Origin of the sequence: Stygiolobus caldivivus, assembly GCF_019704315.1 — an archaeon.
In the GTDB taxonomy this organism is placed as follows: Archaea; Thermoproteota; Thermoprotei_A; order Sulfolobales; family Sulfolobaceae; genus Stygiolobus; species Stygiolobus caldivivus.
On the sequence record NZ_AP024597.1, the window covers coordinates 2,427,796 to 2,450,610 of the forward strand.

Annotated in this window: 25 protein-coding genes; 14 read left to right on the forward strand and 11 right to left on the reverse strand. The window is 36.7% G+C overall.

Annotated elements, in window-relative coordinates:
* Positions 1–33: 33 nt before the first annotated feature.
* The 4 genes from pyrH (at position 34) to KN1_RS12075 (ending at position 3,894) form a co-directional block, all read left to right on the forward strand.
* Positions 34–717: a UMP kinase gene (gene pyrH / locus KN1_RS12060; protein WP_221287893.1), complete on the forward strand. Its 684-nt coding sequence runs from the start codon at positions 34–36 to the stop codon at positions 715–717.
* Positions 718–720: 3 nt separating this feature from the next.
* The gene (locus KN1_RS12065; RefSeq protein WP_221287894.1) at positions 721–996 is read left to right on the forward strand and encodes a hypothetical protein; all 276 of its coding nucleotides are present in this window, start codon (positions 721–723) and stop codon (positions 994–996) included.
* A gap of 64 nt (positions 997–1,060) precedes the next feature.
* A complete protein-coding gene (lysS, locus tag KN1_RS12070) occupies positions 1,061–2,443 on the forward strand; it encodes a homocitrate synthase (protein ID WP_221287895.1) in 1,383 nt (460 codons plus the stop codon).
* A gap of 284 nt (positions 2,444–2,727) precedes the next feature.
* Positions 2,728–3,894, forward strand: a complete 1,167-nt coding sequence (locus KN1_RS12075; RefSeq protein WP_221287896.1) for an archaellin/type IV pilin N-terminal domain-containing protein — start codon at positions 2,728–2,730, stop codon at positions 3,892–3,894.
* Positions 3,895–3,919: 25 nt separating this feature from the next.
* On the opposite strand, the gene KN1_RS12080 is transcribed toward KN1_RS12075, so the two are convergent.
* A complete protein-coding gene (locus KN1_RS12080) occupies positions 3,920–4,618 on the reverse strand; it encodes a DUF357 domain-containing protein (RefSeq protein WP_221287897.1) in 699 nt (232 codons plus the stop codon).
* The gene (gene dph5 / locus KN1_RS12085) at positions 4,600–5,376 is read right to left on the reverse strand and encodes a diphthine synthase (RefSeq protein WP_221287898.1); all 777 of its coding nucleotides are present in this window, start codon (positions 5,374–5,376) and stop codon (positions 4,600–4,602) included. Before dph5 ends, KN1_RS12080 begins: the two co-directional genes overlap by 19 nt.
* A gap of 56 nt (positions 5,377–5,432) precedes the next feature.
* On the opposite strand from dph5, the gene KN1_RS12090 reads away from it, so the two are divergent.
* From KN1_RS12090 to KN1_RS12100, 3 genes are all read left to right on the forward strand, one after another.
* Positions 5,433–6,182: a metallophosphoesterase gene (locus tag KN1_RS12090; RefSeq protein ID WP_221287899.1), complete on the forward strand. Its 750-nt coding sequence runs from the start codon at positions 5,433–5,435 to the stop codon at positions 6,180–6,182.
* A gap of 91 nt (positions 6,183–6,273) precedes the next feature.
* The gene (locus KN1_RS12095) at positions 6,274–6,819 is read left to right on the forward strand and encodes a TATA-box-binding protein (protein ID WP_258712653.1); all 546 of its coding nucleotides are present in this window, start codon (positions 6,274–6,276) and stop codon (positions 6,817–6,819) included.
* A 23-nt stretch (positions 6,820–6,842) separates the two neighbouring features.
* Positions 6,843–7,082 (forward strand): DUF5622 domain-containing protein, encoded by a 240-nt coding sequence (locus KN1_RS12100; protein ID WP_221287900.1) that lies wholly within the window; start codon positions 6,843–6,845, stop codon positions 7,080–7,082.
* Here KN1_RS12100 and KN1_RS12105 read toward each other — a convergent pair.
* Together KN1_RS12105 and KN1_RS12110 are read right to left on the reverse strand one after the other, a co-directional pair.
* Positions 7,072–8,133 (reverse strand): DUF373 family protein, encoded by a 1,062-nt coding sequence (locus KN1_RS12105; RefSeq protein WP_221287901.1) that lies wholly within the window; start codon positions 8,131–8,133, stop codon positions 7,072–7,074. The two genes, KN1_RS12100 and KN1_RS12105, sit on opposite strands and share 11 nt — an antisense overlap.
* On the reverse strand, positions 8,105–9,049 hold the full coding sequence (locus KN1_RS12110; protein WP_221287902.1) for a coiled-coil protein: 945 nt from the start codon (positions 9,047–9,049) through the stop codon (positions 8,105–8,107). The genes KN1_RS12105 and KN1_RS12110 overlap by 29 nt, the downstream gene beginning before the upstream one ends.
* Positions 9,050–9,215: 166 nt before the next feature.
* Between KN1_RS12110 and KN1_RS12115 the strand changes: the two genes are divergently transcribed.
* The 3 genes from KN1_RS12115 to KN1_RS12125 are packed head-to-tail and all read left to right on the forward strand — an operon-like array spanning position 9,216 to position 10,815.
* On the forward strand, positions 9,216–9,494 hold the full coding sequence (locus tag KN1_RS12115; protein ID WP_221287903.1) for an H/ACA ribonucleoprotein complex subunit GAR1/NAF1: 279 nt from the start codon (positions 9,216–9,218) through the stop codon (positions 9,492–9,494).
* Entirely contained in the window at positions 9,491–10,381 is an 891-nt protein-coding gene (locus tag KN1_RS12120) for a transcription initiation factor IIB (protein ID WP_221287904.1), read from the forward strand. The genes KN1_RS12115 and KN1_RS12120 overlap by 4 nt, the downstream gene beginning before the upstream one ends.
* A gap of 59 nt (positions 10,382–10,440) precedes the next feature.
* Complete coding sequence (locus KN1_RS12125) at positions 10,441–10,815, forward strand: winged helix-turn-helix domain-containing protein (protein ID WP_221287905.1); 375 nt, start codon at positions 10,441–10,443, stop codon at positions 10,813–10,815.
* On the opposite strand, the gene KN1_RS12130 is transcribed toward KN1_RS12125, so the two are convergent.
* The 5 genes from KN1_RS12130 to KN1_RS12150 are packed head-to-tail and all read right to left on the reverse strand — an operon-like array spanning position 10,808 to position 15,180.
* Positions 10,808–11,935 carry a tRNA (guanine(26)-N(2))-dimethyltransferase gene (locus tag KN1_RS12130; protein ID WP_221287906.1) on the reverse strand — a complete coding sequence of 376 codons (1,128 nt, stop codon included), beginning with the start codon at positions 11,933–11,935 and terminating at the stop codon, positions 10,808–10,810. The two genes, KN1_RS12125 and KN1_RS12130, sit on opposite strands and share 8 nt — an antisense overlap.
* Positions 11,922–12,839, reverse strand: a complete 918-nt coding sequence (locus KN1_RS12135) for a helix-turn-helix domain-containing protein (RefSeq protein ID WP_221287907.1) — start codon at positions 12,837–12,839, stop codon at positions 11,922–11,924. Before KN1_RS12135 ends, KN1_RS12130 begins: the two co-directional genes overlap by 14 nt.
* Complete coding sequence (locus KN1_RS12140; RefSeq protein ID WP_221287908.1) at positions 12,826–13,245, reverse strand: DUF61 family protein; 420 nt, start codon at positions 13,243–13,245, stop codon at positions 12,826–12,828. The genes KN1_RS12135 and KN1_RS12140 overlap by 14 nt, the downstream gene beginning before the upstream one ends.
* A gap of 4 nt (positions 13,246–13,249) precedes the next feature.
* Positions 13,250–13,945, reverse strand: a complete 696-nt coding sequence (locus KN1_RS12145) for a fibrillarin-like rRNA/tRNA 2'-O-methyltransferase (RefSeq protein ID WP_221287909.1) — start codon at positions 13,943–13,945, stop codon at positions 13,250–13,252.
* An 11-nt stretch (positions 13,946–13,956) separates the two neighbouring features.
* Positions 13,957–15,180, reverse strand: coding sequence for a C/D box methylation guide ribonucleoprotein complex aNOP56 subunit (locus KN1_RS12150; protein ID WP_221287910.1), 1,224 nt, complete (start codon positions 15,178–15,180; stop codon positions 13,957–13,959).
* 61 nt (positions 15,181–15,241) lie between these two features.
* Between KN1_RS12150 and KN1_RS12155 the strand changes: the two genes are divergently transcribed.
* From KN1_RS12155 to KN1_RS12170, 4 genes are read left to right on the forward strand one after another with little or no spacing between them, the layout of a single operon-like run.
* Positions 15,242–15,397, forward strand: coding sequence for a 30S ribosomal protein S30e (locus tag KN1_RS12155; RefSeq protein ID WP_221287911.1), 156 nt, complete (start codon positions 15,242–15,244; stop codon positions 15,395–15,397).
* Between the two features lie 35 nt (positions 15,398–15,432).
* Positions 15,433–16,779, forward strand: a complete 1,347-nt coding sequence (gene gatD, locus KN1_RS12160) for a Glu-tRNA(Gln) amidotransferase subunit GatD (protein ID WP_221287912.1) — start codon at positions 15,433–15,435, stop codon at positions 16,777–16,779.
* Positions 16,757–18,661: a Glu-tRNA(Gln) amidotransferase subunit GatE gene (gene gatE / locus KN1_RS12165; RefSeq protein WP_221287913.1), complete on the forward strand. Its 1,905-nt coding sequence runs from the start codon at positions 16,757–16,759 to the stop codon at positions 18,659–18,661. Before gatD ends, gatE begins: the two co-directional genes overlap by 23 nt.
* A gap of 49 nt (positions 18,662–18,710) precedes the next feature.
* Positions 18,711–19,772 (forward strand): hypothetical protein, encoded by a 1,062-nt coding sequence (locus tag KN1_RS12170; RefSeq protein ID WP_221287914.1) that lies wholly within the window; start codon positions 18,711–18,713, stop codon positions 19,770–19,772.
* Here KN1_RS12170 and KN1_RS12175 read toward each other — a convergent pair.
* Both KN1_RS12175 and KN1_RS12180 read right to left on the reverse strand, forming a co-directional pair.
* Positions 19,737–20,138 carry a transcriptional regulator gene (locus KN1_RS12175; RefSeq protein ID WP_221287915.1) on the reverse strand — a complete coding sequence of 134 codons (402 nt, stop codon included), beginning with the start codon at positions 20,136–20,138 and terminating at the stop codon, positions 19,737–19,739. The genes KN1_RS12170 and KN1_RS12175 overlap by 36 nt on opposite strands.
* Before the next feature lie 58 nt (positions 20,139–20,196).
* Positions 20,197–22,719: an adenosylcobalamin-dependent ribonucleoside-diphosphate reductase gene (locus KN1_RS12180; RefSeq protein ID WP_221287916.1), complete on the reverse strand. Its 2,523-nt coding sequence runs from the start codon at positions 22,717–22,719 to the stop codon at positions 20,197–20,199.
* Positions 22,720–22,815 lie beyond the last annotated feature (96 nt).

Genomic DNA, 22,815 nt, shown 5'->3' on the forward strand with positions numbered 1-22,815 from the left:
GAGCTTTAATTTTAATGTAAACCATTTTCTCTGATGATAATAACCTTAAAGATAAGTGGTAAGTTCTTTGATGAAGAAAACTCCGCTAACTTAGAAATTATAAAGAAGAGCGTCTTATCTTTGCTTAAAAACGAGCACAGAGTAGCCATAGTAACGGGAGGAGGAGGTACAGCTAGGAAGTATATAAATATCGGCAGAAGAGCTGGTATTAGAGAAGCTCATTTGGATCTGCTCGGAATATGGGCATCCAGATTAAACGCCTACTTGGTAGCTTTCTATTTGGGCGAATTAGCATATTCTAAAGTACCAGAGAGCCTAGAGGAATTCATAGAAAAGTGGGGAACCGGGAGGGTTATCGTGACAGGTGGTTTTCAGCCCGGCCAATCTACTGCTACCGTAGCTTCACTAGTAAGCGAAGCTATTAATAGTGATTTACTAGTCCTTGCTACAAACGTAGACGGTGTTTACGATAAAGACCCTAGGAAGTTTAATGGGGCAAAGTTATTACCTAAACTAAATACAGAAGAATTAAAGAGAATTTTAGAGTTTTCACAATCTGTCAACGCTGGCACGTATGAACTACTAGATCCATTAGCGATTAAAATAATAGAAAGATCAAAGTTAAAAGTGCTAGTAGTCAATTTCAAAAACTTAGACAAACTTTTAGATATCATATCAGGGAATATAAATACTGGGAGCTTGATCCTTCCGGTGTAAAATATGTCAATAATGGACGAAGAGGAATTTAAATTAATTAGACAGTACAGAAGTAAGGTAGATTTATCAACAGTAGAAGCAATACTAGAAGAGATAGAACAAGATTACATGCATAGCGGTAATTTGACTTCCTCAATAATTTTTACCTACACTAACCATATGGATGCTATAAAACAAAATAAGGAGTTTTATGAATTACTTTCAAAAGTTTTGGAAAAATATTCTAAGAGAATTGGGCTTGAAAATATTTCTCAACTCGTAATAAACTCCCTCAAATAATGCGGATTTCAAACCTTTCTTTACCATTTTATTTATAACCGCATTACTATCATAAACTTTACAAATGAAAGTAGGAATCCTTGATTCTACCCTTAGAGAAGGAGAACAAACACCTGGAGTTGTATTCACTGTAGAGCAAAGAGTTGAGATCGCTAAAGCGTTATCTGATATCGGAGTTCAAATGATTGAAGCAGGACATCCAGCGGTTTCTTCCGACATATACGAAGGGATAAAGAGAATCGTAAAAATGAAAAAAGAGGGGATAATTAACTCAGAAATACTCGGGCATAGCAGGGCCGTTAAAAGAGATATTGAAATAGCTGCTGAATTAGAAGTCGACAGAATAGCGATATTCTACGGGATAAGTGATACCCACCTTAAAGCTAAACACCATACCACCAGAGAGGAAGCTTTGAATATTATCGCTGAAACAGTGAGCTACGCCAAGAGCCACGGAGTAAAAGTTAGGTTCACAGCTGAGGACGCTACGAGATCCGATTATAATTATTTGCTCGAAGTAATAAAGACAGCCAGAGGTGCTGGTGCAGACCGTATTAGTATCGCAGATACCGTAGGTGTTTTGTATCCACCTAAAACTAGAGAACTATTTAGAGATCTAACATCAAGGTTCCAAGACGTAGAATTTGACATACATGCACATAATGACCTAGGTATGGCAGTCGCTAATGCCCTAGCTGCCGTAGAGGGTGGTGCTACAATAATACACGCTACTGTGAACGGGTTGGGTGAAAGAGTAGGGATAGTTCCCTTACAAGCTGTTGCAGCTGCTCTAAAATACCACTTTGGAATAGATGTAGTAAAGTTAGAAAAATTACCAGAAGTTGCAAGTATAGTTGAAAAATACAGCGGGATTGCTATGCCGCCTAACTATCCAATAACTGGAGATTATGCCTTCGTACACAAAGCAGGTATACATGTTGCTGGAATACTAAACGATCCCTCTACCTACGAATTCATGCCACCTCAAACGTTTGGAAGGAGTAGAGATTACGTAATTGATAAATACACTGGTAAACATGCACTTAAGGACAGATTTGAAAAATTAGGCGTTAAACTATCAGATAGTGAACTGGACCAAGTTCTAGCTAAGATAAAGGCTAATCCAAGCGCAAGATTTTATCGTGATGTAGACCTTTTGGAGCTAGCAGAAAACGTGACTGGAAGAATACTAAAACCAAGGCCTCCTGAAAATATTCAAGCAATAGTATCAGTTAAATGTGACTCAAATGTCTACACTACAGCAGTAACTAGGAGATTATCGGTGGTTCAGGGGGTCAAAGAGGTGATGGAGATCTCCGGGGATTATGATATAATTGTAAAAGTAGAGGCTAAAGATACCAATGAATTAAACCAAATTATAGAGAATATAAGATCCGTCAAAGGTGTTAAGTCTACTTTAACCTCGCTTGTATTAAAGAAGTTATGAAAATAAACTAAGTTGGTCTAAAGAAATAGATAGTAACAAATCCTCAAGAATAAAAAAGTTAAAAACCTTTTGAATATAACATATAACAAACTATAGTATTTTTACGCTTTTTGGTTGTTTTAGGCTTAGATCAAGTTACAGTATGTATATGTACTCTTCTCAAAAAACATTTATCACTATCCGTGACTCCTATTATGCCGAGATAATCGAGCTGTTTCAGTAGGAACAGTTTAGACTAAAAGTTTCAGTAATGTGACTATACCTTTTGAGAAATATCAGAAAGTATGAGAAGGAATAAGAGAGGAATATCTAGCATACTAGGGGCTGTGATATTTATACAAATAGTTTTACTATCATTACTCTTGCTCGCAATAATACAAGAGAGGCTGGGAAGTGCGTCTAGCAGTATAATTCAAAAATTAGATTACTACTCACAGACCTCACCTATTTCTGTTGTAGAGGCTAACGGGAACTACATGCTAGTGTCTGCAAACCCTGAAGATATCTGCTATATAATATACCCTAATAACTTTACACCGGTACACAAGAAACTATCTCTACCGATTAGCGTTAGCTCTGTACTTTATACATATCCTTGGGCACTGATAATTACGAATAAAGGTACGTGGTATAATATTTCACTAGAAGGAGTTACCCAAGATTCTGATTCTTTGATTACACCACACATGAATAACGTGGGGTTACCCTATCTAGGGAAAATCCCTATTCAGTTCTCAAAACCTTGTTGGAACTATACTCGTGGGATAAACTCACCAGACCCGCTGGCAATAGTCCCCATAAATAAAACTTTTATAGTCCAAAACGGGGCGTCTCAGTACAACTTGTCGTTCAGGTATGCTATTACTAACGCAATAATTGAAATTAATCCACCTAAAAACACTAAATGGGTAAACTTAACGCTAATCCCTAAGTACGTTACTAAAATTTATAATTATCCTAACGAATCCTCTATTGTCGATTGTATTTATACTGTGGGAATTTACCTTCCCGTCTACAGTCCATCTTATACAAATCCTCTTTCTGATGTCAGGTACGGTTATAGCGATGGATACGTTTATTATCCCCTCAAGGTGTATACAGCTGGCGAATACTTATATAACGGGTACGGAATTTCTAGTAATATTTACCAGTATTCGTATATTGGGGACATTGGTGTCAGCTCAGGAGAATACCCTATAGCTTCATACCCTCTTCTAATGCCTGCTCAGTATGATATAAGCCTTATACAAGTGGATATTAATTTGTACAACTCATCAGTTAGTGCTTATCTCATGTTTGGTTACTGCAACTATTATACTTTTCACTACATTACTGTTTACAAGTGGTACTTCGATCAAATGGTAAAACTTTATGGGGCTAACTTTCTACAAAATTCACCTATATACATCGCAGTGCCTGAAGGCGTATATGTAGTTGAAATTAGTTATTAGAACGATCTAATATTTTAGGTAGAAGTTAAGATTCTTTTTTGTCATTACAATATCTCCTTACTATTTCTTGGATTATGGAAGAAGTACTAGAATGCTCATACTTAATCACTCTTTGAGGAAACCTTACAATTTTTACCTCTTTTAGACCTCTCTTAGCTAATTCATCAAGGATCTTTTTCTCATCTGCATTCTGATCTGGTCCCAAGAGTAAGACGTTCGGGCGTACTCTTTCGACGCTTTTTAGGAAATCGTTTTCGTCACCTAGAAATGCGTCATAGACATATCTTATGCTCTTTATTACCTCAAGTCTCTGATTCTCGTTATTTATTGGCTTTCTTCCCTTTATTTTCTCTGAGTTTTTATCCCTAGCTACAGCCACATATACTAATCCGTACTTAGAGGCTTCTTTTAACAGCTCTATGTGTCCTGGGTGAATTATATCAAATGTCCCCGCTACGAAAACCCTCTTAGCTATTTGTGAGTCTAAATCGATATTTTCATTGAACAATATTGAATCGAGAAGACCTTCCGCATACACAATATCAACTAAAGCTGTAACGTAATCCCCTTTTTCCAGATAGTATCTAGCGTCTTGCGTATATTGCCAAGCTAGGTCATAGACTTTTCTATATTTATCTCTTGACGTGGCAGGTATTTTTCGTAATCTTTCTTCCATTCCTTTAATGTATTTTTCAGCCCTGTTTTTTACTTCTTCATCAAGCATTTTAATCCCTCTAGTTCCATAAAATGTAATGATTTAGAAGGATATACTATAATGTGTGGTTGAGGCTTAAATTTATAGTCGAATACTTCATGTACTTTCATTGCAACTACCTCTTCATCTTCACAACCTAATCTTTCACCTATGATGATTGGGTCATCCAACGATAAGACGTTCTTTCTCTCTATTTCTTCCATCTTTATTAAGAGGTTAATCGCTTCTACAGCATTCATAGGGGTATTATCTCTTATATCGAGATAAAAAATTGTATGAAGATTACGTTCCTGGTTCTCCTTTAGAGTTTTATAGGGTGTAGTGTCTACTTTATTGTCAAAGGGATATACAATTGTAACAGACTTCCCAAAGCGGTATGATGAGAGCAGACTCTTAGAGATTATATAACAATGGACAGATACACCTGGGACGATAATATATCCGTGACCTCTATTTTTTACCTCTGACACAAGGCTTGAGTGGGTAGTAGCGATCATTGGATCGCCTATTGTAGCGATGGCAACATTTTTACCTTCATCCAGAAGGCTTAGTATGTTCTTGAAATTGTTTTCTAAAAGTGTTCTGTTAGCTCTGTATATAGGTACCTCTTTTTTCAATAAAGTGGACACAGTTTCTTCATTAATATCGCAGGATAAAGAAGTATACGAATCGAGGTATATGAAGTCTGAAGTTGAAAGCTCATCTATTGCTTTTTGAGTAATAAATTTACTGGACAAACCTAAACCTATGAGCTTTAGTAATGACACGTATAAAAAAGATGTTTATTAGATTTAAGATTTAGTATTACACTATAAGGAGAGATATGATAAGTATTAGTCCCGAGATTTACGTTGCGGAGGATCTACCAGTGTTGTATATTAAACCTTTAGATTCCGTAGTCCTTTCAGATGTCCACATTGGGTATGAGGAAGATATGGCAACAAAAGGAATATTTATACCTAAAATACAGAAAAAAAGATTTCTAACCATATATAAAAGGGCCCTTAAAATATTCAAAACTAATAAGTTAATTGTAAACGGTGATTTTAAGCATTCTTTCAGTAAGCTGAGCAAGCAAGAAAAAGCAGAATTAACTGAAATATTAACCCAAATTAAGGAAGAAGGAATCGAGTTAAAAATAGTAAGGGGAAATCATGACAATTATATATCTACAGTATCAGATAAATTTGACAATATTGAACTTGTAGAAGAAATAAATTACGATAAAATAGTAATATTTCATGGGCATAGAGACATAGAAGTAAAACCAGAGTTTATTTATATTATAGGACATGAACATCCTAGACTAAGCATAAAGGACAAACTGGGGTTTTCTCATAAGATCCAATGTTTCTTAAAAATGCCTCTTTCTAACAATAGTACCGTAATTATTTTACCAGCTACTGGAATTTATCAGTCAGGGAACGATATATCACTAATCCACACTAACTATATGTCACCTATTATAAGAAAAAACGGTATCTTAGAAAAAGCCAGACCTTATGGGGTTATAGAAGGTCAAGGAATTATGGAGTTCCCAGAATTAGGGCTTTTAAAAGACCTGATAGTTTAAAAACAAGTTATTTATAAATGTCTTTATAAACTATTTTTAGGTGGTCTAAATATCAGAAATCCCTTACAAGGCGGTAGTCAACATTGAGAATATAGTAGCAACCGTAACATTGGAACAAACATTAGACCTATATGCGATGGAAAGAAGCGTACCCAACGTAGAATATGACCCTGACCAGTTCCCCGGTCTAATTTTTAGGCTTGAATCACCTAAGGTTACATCACTGATTTTCAAGTCAGGAAAAATGGTAGTTACTGGAGCAAAAAGCACTGACGAATTAATTAAAGCTGTGAAAAGGATCATAAAGACCCTTAAAAAATACGGTATGCAACTCACCGGAAAGCCTAAGATACAAATCCAGAATATAGTAGCCTCAGCAAATCTACACGTTATTGTAAACCTGGATAAAGCCGCATTCCTACTTGAAAATAACATGTATGAACCTGAACAATTCCCCGGTCTAATATACCGAATGGATGAACCAAGAGTCGTTTTGCTAATCTTCAGTAGCGGAAAGATGGTAATCACTGGAGCTAAGAGAGAAGATGAAGTCCATAAGGCTGTAAAGAGGATTTTCGATAGGTTAGCAGAGTTAGACTGTATAAAACCAGTAGAGGAAGAAGAGTTAGAGTTTTAAGATATTGTAAGATAGGTGAAAACATGGCATTAAAACACCAAAAGTATCAATACGTCCAAATAAGTCCGGACAAATTTATAAAAATAAGAGTGTTTAAGTCTAGGTTAGAAGAGTCTAATCCGCCAGAAGCATATTTAATCCTTAATAGATGGGTTAGAAGAGTCCCAAGAGACGCAAAGACTATTAAAGTGGAAGACCTACCGGTTGAGATAAGGGAGAAACTGGGATTAAAAAGCGAAGAGAAGGAAGAGACTAAGAAGTAGCAGAAGTAGGATTAAATTTATATTTTTCTATAATATTCATCAGAATATAAATTGATATCAGTACTAATGTGGTGATTGATAGGGAATAAATAGTTTGTAGCCCTACTTCTGCTGGATTTTCCTCTAAATTTCTAGCAACTATAACTATTATATAGTAAATTATAACCGTGGAAAATATTCTAAATATATCGTGCCATACTTTCACGTCTTTAGCTATTATCCTATTTACTGCTTTTCCTCCAAATAGGACTACAGACGCAAAAACAATATACGGAGATATACTTAGTAGTACTTGTAATTCTGTAACTGCATCATAACTCTTTAAACCTATAAACACGAAGTATCCGTTAATTATTCCCGCAATTACAGCAATTAATGCAATAATCGATACTATAACCATTATTGTTGAATTCTCCCACCAGTTTTCAATTAAATCATCTATTCCGAGCCCTCTAATTATTAAAGCAGTAGCTACAACCATCATAATTATGGGTCCTGCGTATGCGGTCAAATTTAACAACGAAAATAAGCCTAAAATAAACAATATTATACCGGGGACTCCTAAAAAAATCCTTGAGAACCTTGGTTCTGATAATGCTTTCTTTATGTATCTCCCTAATAATACGTAAGTCTCCTCAACGCCTCTGTATTGTTCAACTAATACTCTTTCTATCCCAGCTATTGGTAATCTAGATTGTATTATAGGGATTGCTTTTGCATCTTCTGGACTGTCATAGACGACTATTGCCCTTGAGGGGTTCACTTTTTTAATTACTTCGTCTAATTTTCTTGAAAACTCTAACTGACTTTCTAGTGAGCTTCCTTCGGATCCAGAAATAAATGCTATCTCAACGTCCTGGCCGTTATCATGCATCTTTTTGAATATATTATAAGCTACTATCATAGTGTTTAGGTCTGAATCGGTAGGTATCTTCTCTTCGGCAATCTTTATGGCTTTATAGGCTTCACACCCTCCTATAACGGGAGTCTTGATCCCTATCCTACCTAGATCGTCGTCAATATCAATGTAAATTATCAGAATCTTCTCCATTACTATCATTTTGGTTGTAGTATAATATTAAAAGTTCATCAAATGAAAGCCTCTTGTTGGTCTTCAGCTTCTCTTCAGCCTGTTTTTTCTTATTCTCTAATATTTCTTTGTTTGCTTGACTAAGCTTTATCTGGTTCTGATAAATATCAGTGACATTTTTAGCGTTCTTAATATTTTCTTTGATTCTATTCAGCTCATCTTTAAGCTGTTGGATTTCTTTAGACTTATTATCTATCTCACTTCTTATAGAAGTTAATTTATCAGATACAGTCTTAATTTGATTATTAATATCATCTAGTTCTTTCTTTAGTTTATCCCTATCTGCTTTTAGCTGTTGTAGTAATTTCCTTTTTTCAGCCACCTGGTTACCTAACTCTAGCATCTTCTGTCTAATTGTAGATAGTTCTACTCTCTTAGCTAACAACTCAGCTCTACTTTCAGTATTTTTCTCCTTCAACGACACTAGTTTTCTAGCTACTTGTAACTTTCTCTCTAATTCGGCTATCCTTAAAATGATCTTTTTCTCTTCTTCTAACGATAACGTAGAAGTCTGAAGTCTCCATTCTAACTGTTCTATCCTCCTCATTATTTGCATAGGGTCTAATTTTTCCTTTACTTTTTCAGTGTTTCTCAGCTGCTCAAATTCTTTCCTTATCTCACTAATAACTTGGACTAAGTTTTGTTTTTGTGCTTTTAATTGCCTTATTTCTTCTACCTTAGCCTTTAATTCTTCTCTAACTTGAGTTAGTTGCTGTCTTATTGACTTAATTTTTTCTATTTTTTCTCTCCTTTTTTCCTTTAACTTTTTTATCTCTTCTATTAACTTAGCTTTCTCTTCTTTTAACTTTCTTATTTGCTCATATGCTGCCGAAAGCTTTTGTTGAATTTCGTCCTCTGACGATTCAGTTGTTGACATTCACTTATCACTTTAATTTAGGGGCTATATTTTTAGTTGTAAATAAACATGGGTTAATAAAGTATTTAACCCATAATCTATATCCTAAGCACTACACTGACTAACGTTCTCTAACGTAGGTATTATTATAAATACTATCTAATATACAAAAATCAATTCAGATCTCATGACTAAAGTTAAACTCGTAGAAGCTGGGAATTTCTATAAGGATACGCTAGGTAGTAAATGGCTTATAGAAGGGAAAAGGGATATTGATTATTCAAAATTTAATTACATTGGAAAAATCGTAGTTACCGAGAGTGGGAAAAGAATAGCCAAAGTACTCGACATCATTGGAAATGTGAATAAACCGTATATTCTTGTCGAACCCCTTGTAACGGAAAAGCCCAAGGAAAAGATGTTCATTGAAATAGTAGAGAAAAAGAGAGGAGGTAAGAGAAAATGACTAATATATGCCCAGTATGCCACAGTCCAAATACGATAACGTTTGACCCAGAAAGAGGAACTAATGTATGTACTAATTGTGGGTTTGTACTCGAAGATGACATACTCATCGATCAAGGACCTGAATGGCGAGCATATACAACCGAAGACCGCATGGAAAGAGAGAGGACTGGTTCCCCGATAACTGCTAAAGTACATGATTTCGGGATCACGACTAAAATAGGTTATTCAAGGGTTAAGGATAAAGCAAAAATTCATAGGCTAAGGTTAATGCAAAATAAACTAAGAGTACCTGCCAAGGAAAGGAAATTAGTGACTTACTTGTCTGTACTCAATAGTGAAGCATCTAAATTGAACTTACCAGATCACGTTAAGGAAACGGCAGCCCTCCTCACGAGAAGGTTGATAGAAGAAGGAAAGGCTAAGAGAATAGAGATGTATACTTTAATTGCTGGAATATTATACTATTCCTGCCAAGTTAACAAAATACCTAAATCTTTGCAAGAAATAAAGAGTATATATGGGATATCTTCGTCTGATTTGTGGAAGGCATTAGAGAGAATACAAAGCGTAGCTAAGGGTGTCCAGGGTTTTAAACCTACTATAAAGCCTACTGAGTATATACCAAAAATAATAGAAAAGCTAAACTTACCTCCCTACGTTTCCACAAAAGCATCGGAACTCGTCGACCTCATGCATAAGAACGGTTTGACTAGCGGAAAAGGTTACACTGCACTTGCGGCAGCCAGTGTCTACCTAATAAGCACGTTAATGGATGTTAAAAGGACCCAAAAGGAAGTTGCCGAGGCGCTTAATATTACTGAGGTGACGATAAGAAATAGGTATAAAGAAATTATAAGTAATTTCGACATAGAAGTAAAATTATGAGAGGGAAAAGTAAATAAGCCAATGAATATATATATTTATTGGTAACCGGTGATTTTAAAATGGAATCAAGCTCTTCATCATACGAAGACCTTATTTATCAAAAAATAAAGGAAGCCGGAGAGAGAGGAATCCCATTAAAGGAACTCATTAAAGAATTAGGTCTAGATAGCAGGACTGCGAATCTTGCAATCCGTAAATTAATGAATAAAAAGGTTATCAGGAAAAATTCTGTAAAAGAGAACGGTAAAACTGTAGTTAAATATTTTATAAATGAAGAACCTACATTGATAACAGTAAACCTTGATAGTATAACAGAAATACCTTGTTTTACATGTAAAAACTTAACTAAGTGTGGAAATGGGAGCGTGATATCCCCAACTTCATGCACTTATTTATCCGAATTCATCTTAATGAATATAAAAGGGGCTAGTTAATTTTTATACACTGTATAACTTCCTCAACGTTTTTACTTGTCTTAATTCCGACATTATCAAAATGTGTATTTGAGGCATCGGACAAGCAACTTATAACCTTGTTTTTTGCCGGTACATTCTTTTTTAACCTTGAAGATAGAAAATCAAGTTTATAATATGGCTGTGTGTACATTGCTTCATTTTCAACAGTAGAAACTAGTCTAGTCACATGATTATATACGGGTAAATACGTAAAATTGGATTGTAGTTTATTCTTTACGTCAGAAACAAGGTCAGTATTATATAACTCTCCTCCCCATGCGGGGCCATAAACTCTCATTAGAGTCCCACATTTAGTACACTTAATACGTTCGTAATACTCAGATCTTTCTCTGTATCCACAGTTAGGACATTCATAGTAATAAACTAATTTAGAAAGTAAATTATCAGCTCTCTTAGCTCCTCCTTCTACTTTAAAAAAGACTCTATAATAGTAATCGTAATAAAAGGAGAAAATAGGGATTGCAGCTTTTTCTAGTATAGCCGCTTCCCTTATTGCTTTTCCTATTAATCCTCTTACTCCTAACTCCCTAGAGAAACTTAATCTTTCGCAATAGATATCGTATTTCCTCCTAGCTGAATATTTAGAAGAGCAAACTAGGGCAGATAAGTCAGTAGAAGTTATTGCAACATAACCTCCTCGTACGACTGCATTGAACGCAGATAAAAGAAATGGTGCAGGGCTCCCAAAAGGATCTATGTCTATAAAATCTGCCTTAATTTCGTGTAGCAAAGCATTTGCGTCTTTGTTAAATACTTCGCCTTTAACTTTATTTAACTCTATATTTTTATTTATTAATTCTACAGCGTTTTTATCAAGATCATTAAATATAACTTTTTCGACCCCTTCTATCTCCTTAAAGTATCTAATTCCCCTTATACCCGAAGCAGATAACGCGTCAACAATCTTTTTCGGTTTTAGTACACTTAATACTACTACGCTTAGGTCTCTATTTAGTGTCATCTTGGGATTATAAAATACTGGGGCCCAACTAGGGTCAAATTTTCCATCTATTTCATAACTTTTAGGGTCTGGGACTAGAATCTCGGCTTTTCCTTCTTTTATTTTAATTAATTTCATCGTCGATCTTATCAATATCGTCTAGCGTATATACTACGAAGCTTTCTCTTTCATAAGTTTTGAGGGTCTTAGGTGTCTTGGCAACAATTATGAGTTCTCCATTTACTTTAGAAACTAGCTTATTTGCTTCATTAAATTTCTTTAAAGATGTTGATACATCCTCAGTTTCTACACAGAAGAACATTTTCTTATCATCTTTAGATGCGGCTAGATCTACTGTAGTAAAATCAAACTTTACTATTTTATATCCATTAACTGATAATTTTTTTATTAATAAATTAATAATCCCTTTACTATTCTCTCTCCCTACTATAGGTTCGTACTCCTTTTCTTCTGTGACTTTAAAATCATTAATTATATCACCTAAAACTTGTTCTCCAAATATATCCACTAATTTTTCTGCCACATCTATTGAGACATATGAGTCCTCTTTTTCATAGTCATAAATAGATATCCTTGATACACCTAACTTCTCTGCTAATTCACCTAAACTCATCCCTTTTTCCTCTCTCCTCTTCTTTAGCTCTTTAGAGTCTATTTTAACAAATACTCCGCCACGAGTCTTTAATAAGAATATTTTTTCACCATTTATTACCTTCTCGAACGTAGAAGAACTCATTACTAAGACCTTATCCCTATCGTTTATCACTTCTTCATCTACTTGTTCATCTATCAATATGGGTAAGGCACCACTTAAGGTGGCCATCTTTTTAAGGTCTTTTGCTAACTTATTATGACTAGAGTACCTAGTTGAAGTTACTTTTAGAATAAATGAACGACGTAAGGTTGTATTAATCTTACTTGCTATTATATCTATAGATTTATTTCTCTCTGGGTACTGGATTATAGAGTAATCATAATATCCTCTCACTAGCACTTTTTCTATTTCATTAATAGTACCCATTGTCTTCGTCACCACCGGTCAGGTTACCCAGAGGGCTTAATGTAATAAACACAAGCGACTTATAATCTTTTATAATCTTTTCTACATCACCTATTGTCATGAAACTTTTTATATCTTTCTTTAGTAAAATTGATATTGCCTTATTTTCCCACTCGGAGCCGTTTAAAATATATTCACCGACGTTTAAAGTTTTAACAATTACAAACGGTATTTTGACCAGATCCCATAAGTAAAGAGGAAGGTTTTTAGATAATTTATCAAGTTCATCCTTCTTAAAAACGTGTTTAAAGCCGCCGTTTACTGTTACATAGTCTTTACCGTCCAATGCCTCTTTCAAGGTTACAAACTCTTGAGGATAATAAGAAATAGCACTTTTTAGCCCGATATCAAAAATTTTATCAAACATAATTTCACTTAAGTTCAGCTAGTACCATAGCATGATCCTTATCATAAGGATCTAACTGTATAACTTCTAGTATATCAAACCCTTTTTCCTCTAGTTTTTTAACTTCAGCTTTATATATTTCTTTTGGATCTTTTGTTACATCTATACTCCTAGCCTTTATAGCCATCATCAAATAAGCATTGTCTTTCAAGAAGAACTCCGCATTACGGATCGCAATATCTGTCTCGTCTGGTTGTGCAATATCAACATATAGTACATCTACATCCTCTACCAAAGCCCTATAGTATTGAGGAAACCTAGCATCAGCTAGGATCGGAAATAGATTAGGTCTATGTTGAGCGACTAAGATTAGCTCTCTCACTACTCTAGGAGAAAACTCTACTGCATACACTTTACCTTGCATTTCAACTATATCTGATACATGACTTGGTGTAGTCCCAGACGCTGCCCCTAGATATAATACTTTTGAATTCCTGACTATTGGGTTCTTTTTAAGCCCTTTCTGTATTGCTCCTGCAAGCTTGCTCCTAAACGAATTCCACTCTCTATATTCTATTCCACTTATTTTGATTAACTTTTCACCGTAAACGTTATGCCCGGGCGCTAAGTTTTTAGTGCACAACCTAGTAGTACCGTCATTGTATACACATTCATAAATGTTCTCAAACTCTGTTTTCTCTACCTTTACTACCTCTGACATAATTTCTCACTTTACTTGTTTTTCCTTTTTCTTTTTTCTTCCTTTTTACCTTTATGCTTTGGTTTCGGTTGCTCCTCTTGAACTTTTTTAGGCGGAGGCTGAGCATATTTTGTTTTTATCTCTTCTATCCTCTTCTTTAATTCCTCATTCAGTCTATCTCCAATAAACCTACCACTAAACTCGTCTACTCTTGCAGCTATTGCTAATTTAGCAGCTAGAGCCCTAGCGATTTTTCCTCTCTGCCACCTAGGTGATGTGTGAATTTCTGGGTACTGGAAAATAACGCCGTGTTTTGGTGGTCTTCCTTTTTTCCTTAACGCTCTAAATAACGCTTTTTCTGCACCTAGAACTTGTATTGTACTTGCAGGCATTTTAGCTAAATCTTCTAGGCTACCTGCTAAACTTAACAACCTCGCGCCTAATGTGGGACCCACTAGAGTTGTAACATTAGGTGCGACTTCTCTCATCACTGATTCTATATAGTCAGTTAGTTCTCTCCTGATCCTATAAAGTTCTAATATAGTATCGCTCAGCATCCTTACTGACTTTATATCTACATCAGTTACATCAGCTCCTATACTCTTTTTAGCTGCAGTAAGTAGCCTCTGGGATTTCTCCTTACTTAATCCTAGCTCCTTTAGTCCTTCCTCAGTGATCTCGTCCCTATGACCAAACTTAGAAACTATATTAGCATACATCTCGTGGTCTTCTATCAAATTATCTAGTTCTGGGAAGTGAATACTATACCATTCCCTTAACCTTTCAGAGAATAAGTTGATCGTTTTGTCGATATCATCGATCGCACGTATAGCCTGGATAGCTAAAAGATCCCTCTTACTTGCTGCGCCTCTTAACTTACGCCTAGTGTATTCAAAAGAAACTTCATAAAGAAACGAATATAATTCTTCCTCAGAAGAAGTAAACTTAGTTTCTAATGCTATCTTAGGAAGAGACTGCCTAAATGCCTTACTACCTATGTTGTGGATTTCCAGGGAAGCTTTTACACCGTTCTTCTGGAGCTCTGGGATTTCGGCTTCATTTTCGACAACGACCTCATCAGGCTTTAGTTTACTAAGGAGTTCCTTAGCTGAAGGCAATGGCATTCCCTTTTCGTTATCTATCAAAGCCTCAACAACTTTCCCTAAATCTTTTGAATTTAACACATAGTCAACTAGCTTACCTTGCTCGTCATATGCAAAGGCTCCTATCGCGTGCTCTACTAAGTATATTTTCATCAATTATCAGACTCTTTATTTAACATTTAAGTTTAAATTTTTCCTTTACGATATTGTAAATATGCCATCCCACGGTTCATTGACAAAAGCCGGGAAGGTTAGAAATGCAACACCCAAGATGCCTAAGAAGGAGAAACACAAGGAAGTACCTAGAGTCAGGAATAGGCTTGAATATGAAAAAAGAGTAGTAAAGGCACAGCAGGTTAAAGCTAGGTAATAATATTTTTAGCCTAACTTTTTCTCCTTATAATTATGTCTGAAACTTACGCAGGTAAGGCACTGGATTTTTTAAAAAGATATAATTTACAAGAAGGAGATACTATAGAAATTATAAAGAACGGATTGAGAATAAGAGGTATCATAATGCCCTCTTACTCATCGACAGATGATATACTGGTTCTCAAATTAGATAATGGATATAACATTGGCATAACCGTGGATAGTATAAACGAAATTAGGGTACTTCAGAAAGGAAGGAAAAAAGACGAAGGAAGAAAAGAAGAAAAGAAAGAGATAGAAAAAGAAAGTGAAGTTACAATAATTAGTACTGGAGGAACAATAGTAAGCAAAATAGAATATGACACAGGGGCAGTGAGACCAGCACTAACTACGGAGGAAATACTAGAGTTTATGCCTGAAATAAACGAGATAGCCAAAATTAACGCAACGATTTTATTCTCTATCTTAAGCGAAAACATGAAACCTGAGTACTGGGTAAAAATAGCCAATGAGGTAAAAATAAGGCTAGATAAGGGAGCTAAAGGAATTGTCATAGCTCATGGAACAGACACCATGACATATACTGCCTCAGCCCTAGCTTTCTCCTTGAAGAGCTTAACTGGACCGGTCGTCCTAGTAGGATCCCAAAGAAGTAGTGATAGGCCAAGTAGTGATGCACCTATAAACCTCTTCACAGCCGTATTAGTTGCAAAGAACGCGCCCTTCGCAGAAGTTGTAGTAAATATGCACGGAGAATCTTCTGACACGTATACACTGGTCCATAGGGGAGTAAAGGTCAGGAAAATGCACACGAGCAGGAGGGACGCATTCCAGACTATAAATGATCTACCTTTAGCTAAAGTATATTATAGGGAGAGAAAGCTAGAGATGTTAAGAGAAGATTACTTAAAGAAATCTGAAACAAACGAAGTAGATCCAAAATTCGAACCGTCTGTGTTTCTTTTGAAATACTACCCCGGATTATCGCCAGATATAGTTGACTATCTGGTAAGTAAGGGGATTAAGGGAATTATAATAGAAGGAACCGGATTGGGGCATACATCTTCAGACTTTTACGAAGCATTTAGAAGGGCTACAAAAGATGGGGTTTTTGTTGGGATGACGTCTCAGTGCCTTTTTGGAAGAGTTAATATGAACGTATATACAACGGGTAGACTGTTACAAGATGCCGGTGTCGTACCGCTAGAAGACATGTTACCAGAAACGGCTCTGGTTAAACTGATGTGGGTATTAGCCCATGAGAAAGATTTAGATAAGGTTAAAGAGCTAATGCTCACTAATTTTGTAGGAGAAATTAATCCGATCCATATACCTGAAATGTACCCAAGGTGGTACCATGACAGAATTAGATTACAGTAAACTAGGACTAAAAGTAGGATTGGAGATTCATCAACAACTTAATACATCCCATAAACTCTTCTGCAATTGCGACACATCTTTAGGAGAAACTTTTCACGCGTCTTTAGAACGTTACTTAAGACCTTCATTTAGTGAATTAGGAGAGGTAGATATAGCTGCATTGTTTGAGTGGCAGAAAGGTAAAAAGTACATATATAATTTACCTAAAAACTCTTGTTTAGTAGAATGTGACGAGGAACCGCCTCACTTAATTAACGATGAGGCATTAGGAATAGTTACAGCTATTTCGTTGGCGCTCCACAGCACATTAGTAGATGAAGTTTACGTAATGAGAAAAATAGTAATAGACGGATCTAATACCTCAGGTTTTCAAAGAACAGCAATTGTCGCTTTAGGCGGTTATATTGAGGTAGAAGGGGAAAAAATAGGTATCCAAACAATTGCGCTAGAGGAAGATGCTTCGAGAAAAATTAGTGAAAACAAGGATGAAATTTTATATAACTTAGACAGACTAGGAGTCCCGCTAATAGAAATATCCACAGCTCCCGATATCCACACACCTGAACAAGCGGAGAAAGTAGCTTTTGCTATCGGGCAACTTTTAAGGATGACCGGTAAAGTTAAGAGAGGTATAGGGACTATAAGGCAAGACCTAAATGTATCTATTGGAGGAGGAGTAAAGACAGAAATTAAAGGGGTTCAAAGACTAGAGTTAATACCTGAGATAATTAGAAATGAAGCGAGAAGACAGTATGAACTACTAAAAATTAAAGAAGAATTAACACAAAAAAGAGGTGTAACTAAAGAATTTATTGCAGAGAATTTTAAGCCTACAGATCTAACTTCAATTTTTACGTCTACAAATAGCAGATTAGTGAAAAAGGAACTAGAAAAAGGAGCGTTAGTATATGGCGTAAGGATACCCAAATTTAAAGGAATTTTTGGATGGGAGCTTATGAAAAATAGGAGGTTCGGAACAGAAGTAGCTGATTATGTCAGGGTTTTAGCCGGATTAGGAGGTATATTCCATTCGGATGAATTACCTAATTATGGAATAACTCAGGATGAAGTTGATGAAGTCAAAAAGGCATTAGGTACATCAGACGACGACGCATTTGTACTTGTTGTAGGAGATAAATCTAAGCTCGAGCTGGCTCTTAGCACAATAAGAGATCGGATCATATATGCGCTTGAAGGCGTCCCGAAAGAGACTAGGACAGCACTCGAAGACGGCACGACCAAATTTATGCGACCACAGCCTGGTTCTGCAAGGATGTACCCAGAGACGGATATACCACCTAGAAGAATAGACTCTAAAATCTTGGAATTATCAAAGTCATTTATGCCTGAAAATCCTGAAGTGAAATTAAAGAAACTTATTCAATATGGATTAAGTAGAGAGCTGGCGAATGCTATACTTAACAGTCCAAGAATAGACCTCTTCGAAGAACTAGTATCCAAATATTCACCTAAAGTCCAACCTAGCATAATAGCCTCAATATTAGAGGTTAACTTAAAATATGTTAAATCAAAAGGAGCAGATACTTCTTTAATTACTGATGAAATTCTCGAATATATAGTAAAACTATTATATGAAGACAAGATTAATAAGGACTCAGTACCAGAAATCTTACTTGACTACGCCCTAAGTAAAGGAGACATAAATAAGATAGTAGAAAAGTACTCTAAGATTACTGATGAAGAACTAGAAAAATTAGTAGACCAAGTTATCCATGAGAACGAGAAAATAATTGAAGAGAAAGGAGATAAAGCATTTAATATAATAATGGGTAAAGTTATGTCTAAAGTCAGAGGTAAAGCTGAAGGTAAAAAAGTAGCAGATATTATTTCAAAAAGAATGAAGAGTTACCCCCGATCCTGAGCTGTGATGAAAAGGCATTTGTCGGATTAAATGATGAGCTTGACCGCTTATGAAACCGGATGATTTGTTAAAGGTAGCCACTGAATACCCTTTACCTAATATACCTGCAGTAGAACTTGAAGACCAAGACCTGATGATAGAACAGTTACCCCAACTAATTAGCTATCTAAACCCTTCAAGGATTAGTTGGAAAGAGAACGCTAAAATTATAGGACCTGACGAGACATCTATAGTTACAATAAACGAAAATAAAAAGGACGATGAGATAGTATATATTAGAACACCTATCAAAAAAATACAGATGGGTTGGGACTTCAAGATTAATACTCACGATCTGGAAATGTTGATCCAAGACCTAATTAACTGTAAGGAAGGGGAAAGCTATTTCAACCCATCACCTTGGGTAAGAAAAGACTGGATTGATGATAAGAAAATAATTATGGAGAACGGTGAAATAACACCAGTAGACAGTATAAGAACTAAAGAGCACGAACTAGAAAAGAGAACCCCGCCGTTCTCCTTCGATACTAAATTCTACAACCCGATATATTACTATCTCAACCCCTTTATGTTGAACTCTAGTGAACACATCAATGGGAAATCAAACTCCTACTCCTTGGAATTATCAGGCACGATAACTTTCGCCAGCGCTCAGGAAATTACTCTATCGAAAGAAAATACCCTTGTAAAAGTTGAAGGGAATTCGGATATTATAATTAGTAAAAGCAACCATTGGAAAGAGTCAAAGCCTTATGAGCTAGTATGGAACTTGAAGGTTCCCGTAATGCGACTTAACTGTAAACCACCGTTCAGACTATCTCTGTATAAAATATATCCCTCTGGTGTCTTACCTTTTCTCCTAAAATATAAAGACCATGACCTCACATTAGGGTTAGTGAATCTAAATGACGAACCTGTGATGGCACACATTATGCTAAGTGCAAGAATCTCTTCAGCTTATATAATTAATGGACAAGGAATAGAGGTGGAAAAAATAGAGTCTGAGTTCGATAGAGTAAGAATACCTATAAGAAAAAATGGTATAATATATATTAGACTTACTGTGAAAAAATTATTAGAAAGTTTTCTCAAGAGAAAAATTATAGGCTGAGGAAAGTGTTTCTACAATACAATGGGACATCTGATATCCTTGTTTACTCAAAACCTTCTTTCCTTCTGCACATAACATACAGTAGTAAGAAGAGACGGAGTCTGCCTTTTTACCTTGATTTAGGACTACTTTAGTAAAATTATCTACTAATTCCATGAACTTCTTATCGTTTCTTAATACGTCCTTTATTGCATTACCCCTCCTTTTCTTTATATAATTCTCTACAGCTGCAGGCGTTATACCCATTAGTTCAGCAGTCCTATATATAGAAACATTATTCTCAACTACTAATTTCTCAGCTATTAATGCCCTAACAGCGGGCAAAATTTCTTTGACTGAATACTCACAAGGTAACGTAAGTTGCAAACTTTCTCAAGGATAAGTTGTATCTTCGTGATTAAAAAATATTAATGCTTTTACTATTTCATAACTCACAGGTTTTGCACCCTCCACTATAAGTCTCCGATACTTCTACGAATTTGCTCTGTGATATCCTAAGCGAAGAAGGAAGGGGTGACTGTATCTTCTTCTCTTCTTTCATCTTTTTTTCTACTTCTTCTCTTTCCTTCTTTATGCCGAAGTATATGACTTGCTGTGATTTCGACTTGTCCCTGTATACGGTCACGCCCTTTATCCCCAGTTTCCACGCCAACAGGTAAACCCTCTCAACTGTCTCTGGGGGTTCTTCACTCCTCAAGTTTATAGTCTTTGAAGTACCGGAATCGTTCCACTGTTGCCAAGAGGCTTGGTGTAACAGGTGGAATTCTGGGGAGACTTCATGTGCTGTCCTGAAGACCCTCCTCATTGTCTTGGGCATGAACGGGTTCTCACCTATCATACCAGTTTCAGCGACTTTCTTAACTACTTCTGGGTCATCAAGCTCATATTTCCTCAAATACGCTAAGAAGAGTGGGTCAATTTCTATGAATTTACCTACTGCTACATTCCTGACAAAGGCTAGGGCAAATAGCGGTTCAATTGAGGAAGAAGTACCAGCGATAATGGATATTGTACCAGTCGGTGCTACAGAGACTACAGTAGAATTCCTTATACCGTGTTTAATCCGTTCAGCTTTGAGCTGGTCAAAGTCTAGCCTATCTACCACTTCTGTCAACTTTTTAACGTCTGAGCTTACCTTTCCCTCGACCCCTACTATAGAAATAAGGTGATCAAAAGGCATTGCAGACTCCCACACATCTTTATACCGCCTTGAGTCATATGCAGGGAAAGAGCCCTTCTCCTTTGCAAGCTCTATAGACGCCTTTAAAGCGTGGTAGTAGATGAACTTAGCTAGCTGATAAGACAAGTACACGGCGTCAACACTGTCGTAAGGGATCCCCAGCTTGATTAACATCCTAGCTAAGCCCATAACGCCGAGACCGACTTTCCTCGTCTTCTTTGTAGCTTCCTCTATCTGTTTTAACGGGTAGCGGTTCGCGTCTATTACATTGTCTAGGAGCCTCACGCCGTAACGTATAGTCTCAGCTAAACCTTCCCAGTCGATCGTAGGTCTGCCTTCCCTCTCAACTACAAACTTCTCCAGGTTAATTGAACCGAGGTTACAGCTCTCCCAAGATAATAGAGGCTCTTCACCGCATGGGTTCGTAGCCTGGATTTTACCGAGGTACCAGACCGGGTGTCTCCTGTTTATTGCGTCTATGAAGAGTAGCCCCGGGTCACCGCTGTCCCATGCACCTTTCACTATCTCATCAAATAACTGTCTGGCGTTGACCCACCGTGTTATTGCACCTTCCTTTTCTGCAATTGCTAAAGCTTCATCGACCGTTATTATTACACTCTCGTCTAGGTATACACTTCCTCCTCTTTCTTCCAACTCCCTCAGTATTTCCTCTTGTATCCACTCCTCTTCCATATAACCCCTAGCTTTTACTATATAGTACTCGTAATCTTTACCATTGATCCGGGTCTTCCTAGGGTTAATTAGGGGGACTGTCTCGCCGCGTTCCACCGCCTGCATAAAGTAATCGTAGACACCTACGGAAATGTTAAAGTTCTGTAGCTGTACGTCTTTTAGCTGTCCCGTCTTAGCTTTAATGAAGTCTTCAATGTCTGAATGCCATACGTGCATTACTCCCATGTTTGCACCCCTCCTCTTTCCACCCTGCTTTACTACGTCCGTAGATACGTCAAAGATCCTCATGAAGGAAATAGGACCAGAAGCTACACCAGCGGTAGACGCTACTACATCACCTTTAGGTCTCAGTTCTGAGAAGTCGAAGCCTGTACCCCCACCTTGTTGGTGGACTACAGCCATAGCCCTCAATGCGTCATATATCCCTTCACCGTTTGGGGTGACCATTGAGTCCCTGACAGGGATGACGAAGCAAGCCGAAAGTATCCCAAGCCTGGTACCGCTGTTCATCAAGGTCGGTGTGTTGGGTAGGAACTTTAATTGGCTTAATACCTTGTAGAACTCCTCCTCTATCCTTTTTACCTCCTCTTCACCCTTTCCGTATTGTCTCTCTACTCCTGCAAGATACGAGGCCACTCTCCTGAACATCATTTGCGGTGTTTCAATATAGCGGAGTGTGTTGGGGTCTTTGAGTAAGTATCTAGCCTCGAGGACTTTTAGTGCGTTATAAGTAAGGAGTAAGTCTTTCTCGTCGAACTTATTCCACTTCCCCTTTCCGTAAACGTGGTTATAGACCCTCGCTAGGACATAACGTTTTGCTACTTCTATTAGCTCTGGGTGGTCTAGGGAGTGCTCTATCAGGTTACGCTCTACTATATCCGATATCGTCCTGCTGTCTATTGCATTATCTTTTGAGTTCTGTGCTATATCGTTTAGTATCCCATCCATTACTTCTTCTGGTAATGAAGGGAGCTTAGAAAATATCTTTTCAGATTTAAACTCCTCGATCGCATTAGAACGTTTAATGACCTTCAATTTGGCGAGAGAGATAACACTGATCTGCGATTTTTGCATTAGCTATCATTTATAGCTCTGAACACATCTAAATAAGTAATAAAAGAAATCAACCTCGTATTACCATATGGTTAATACCAAAACGGTAAGATAAAT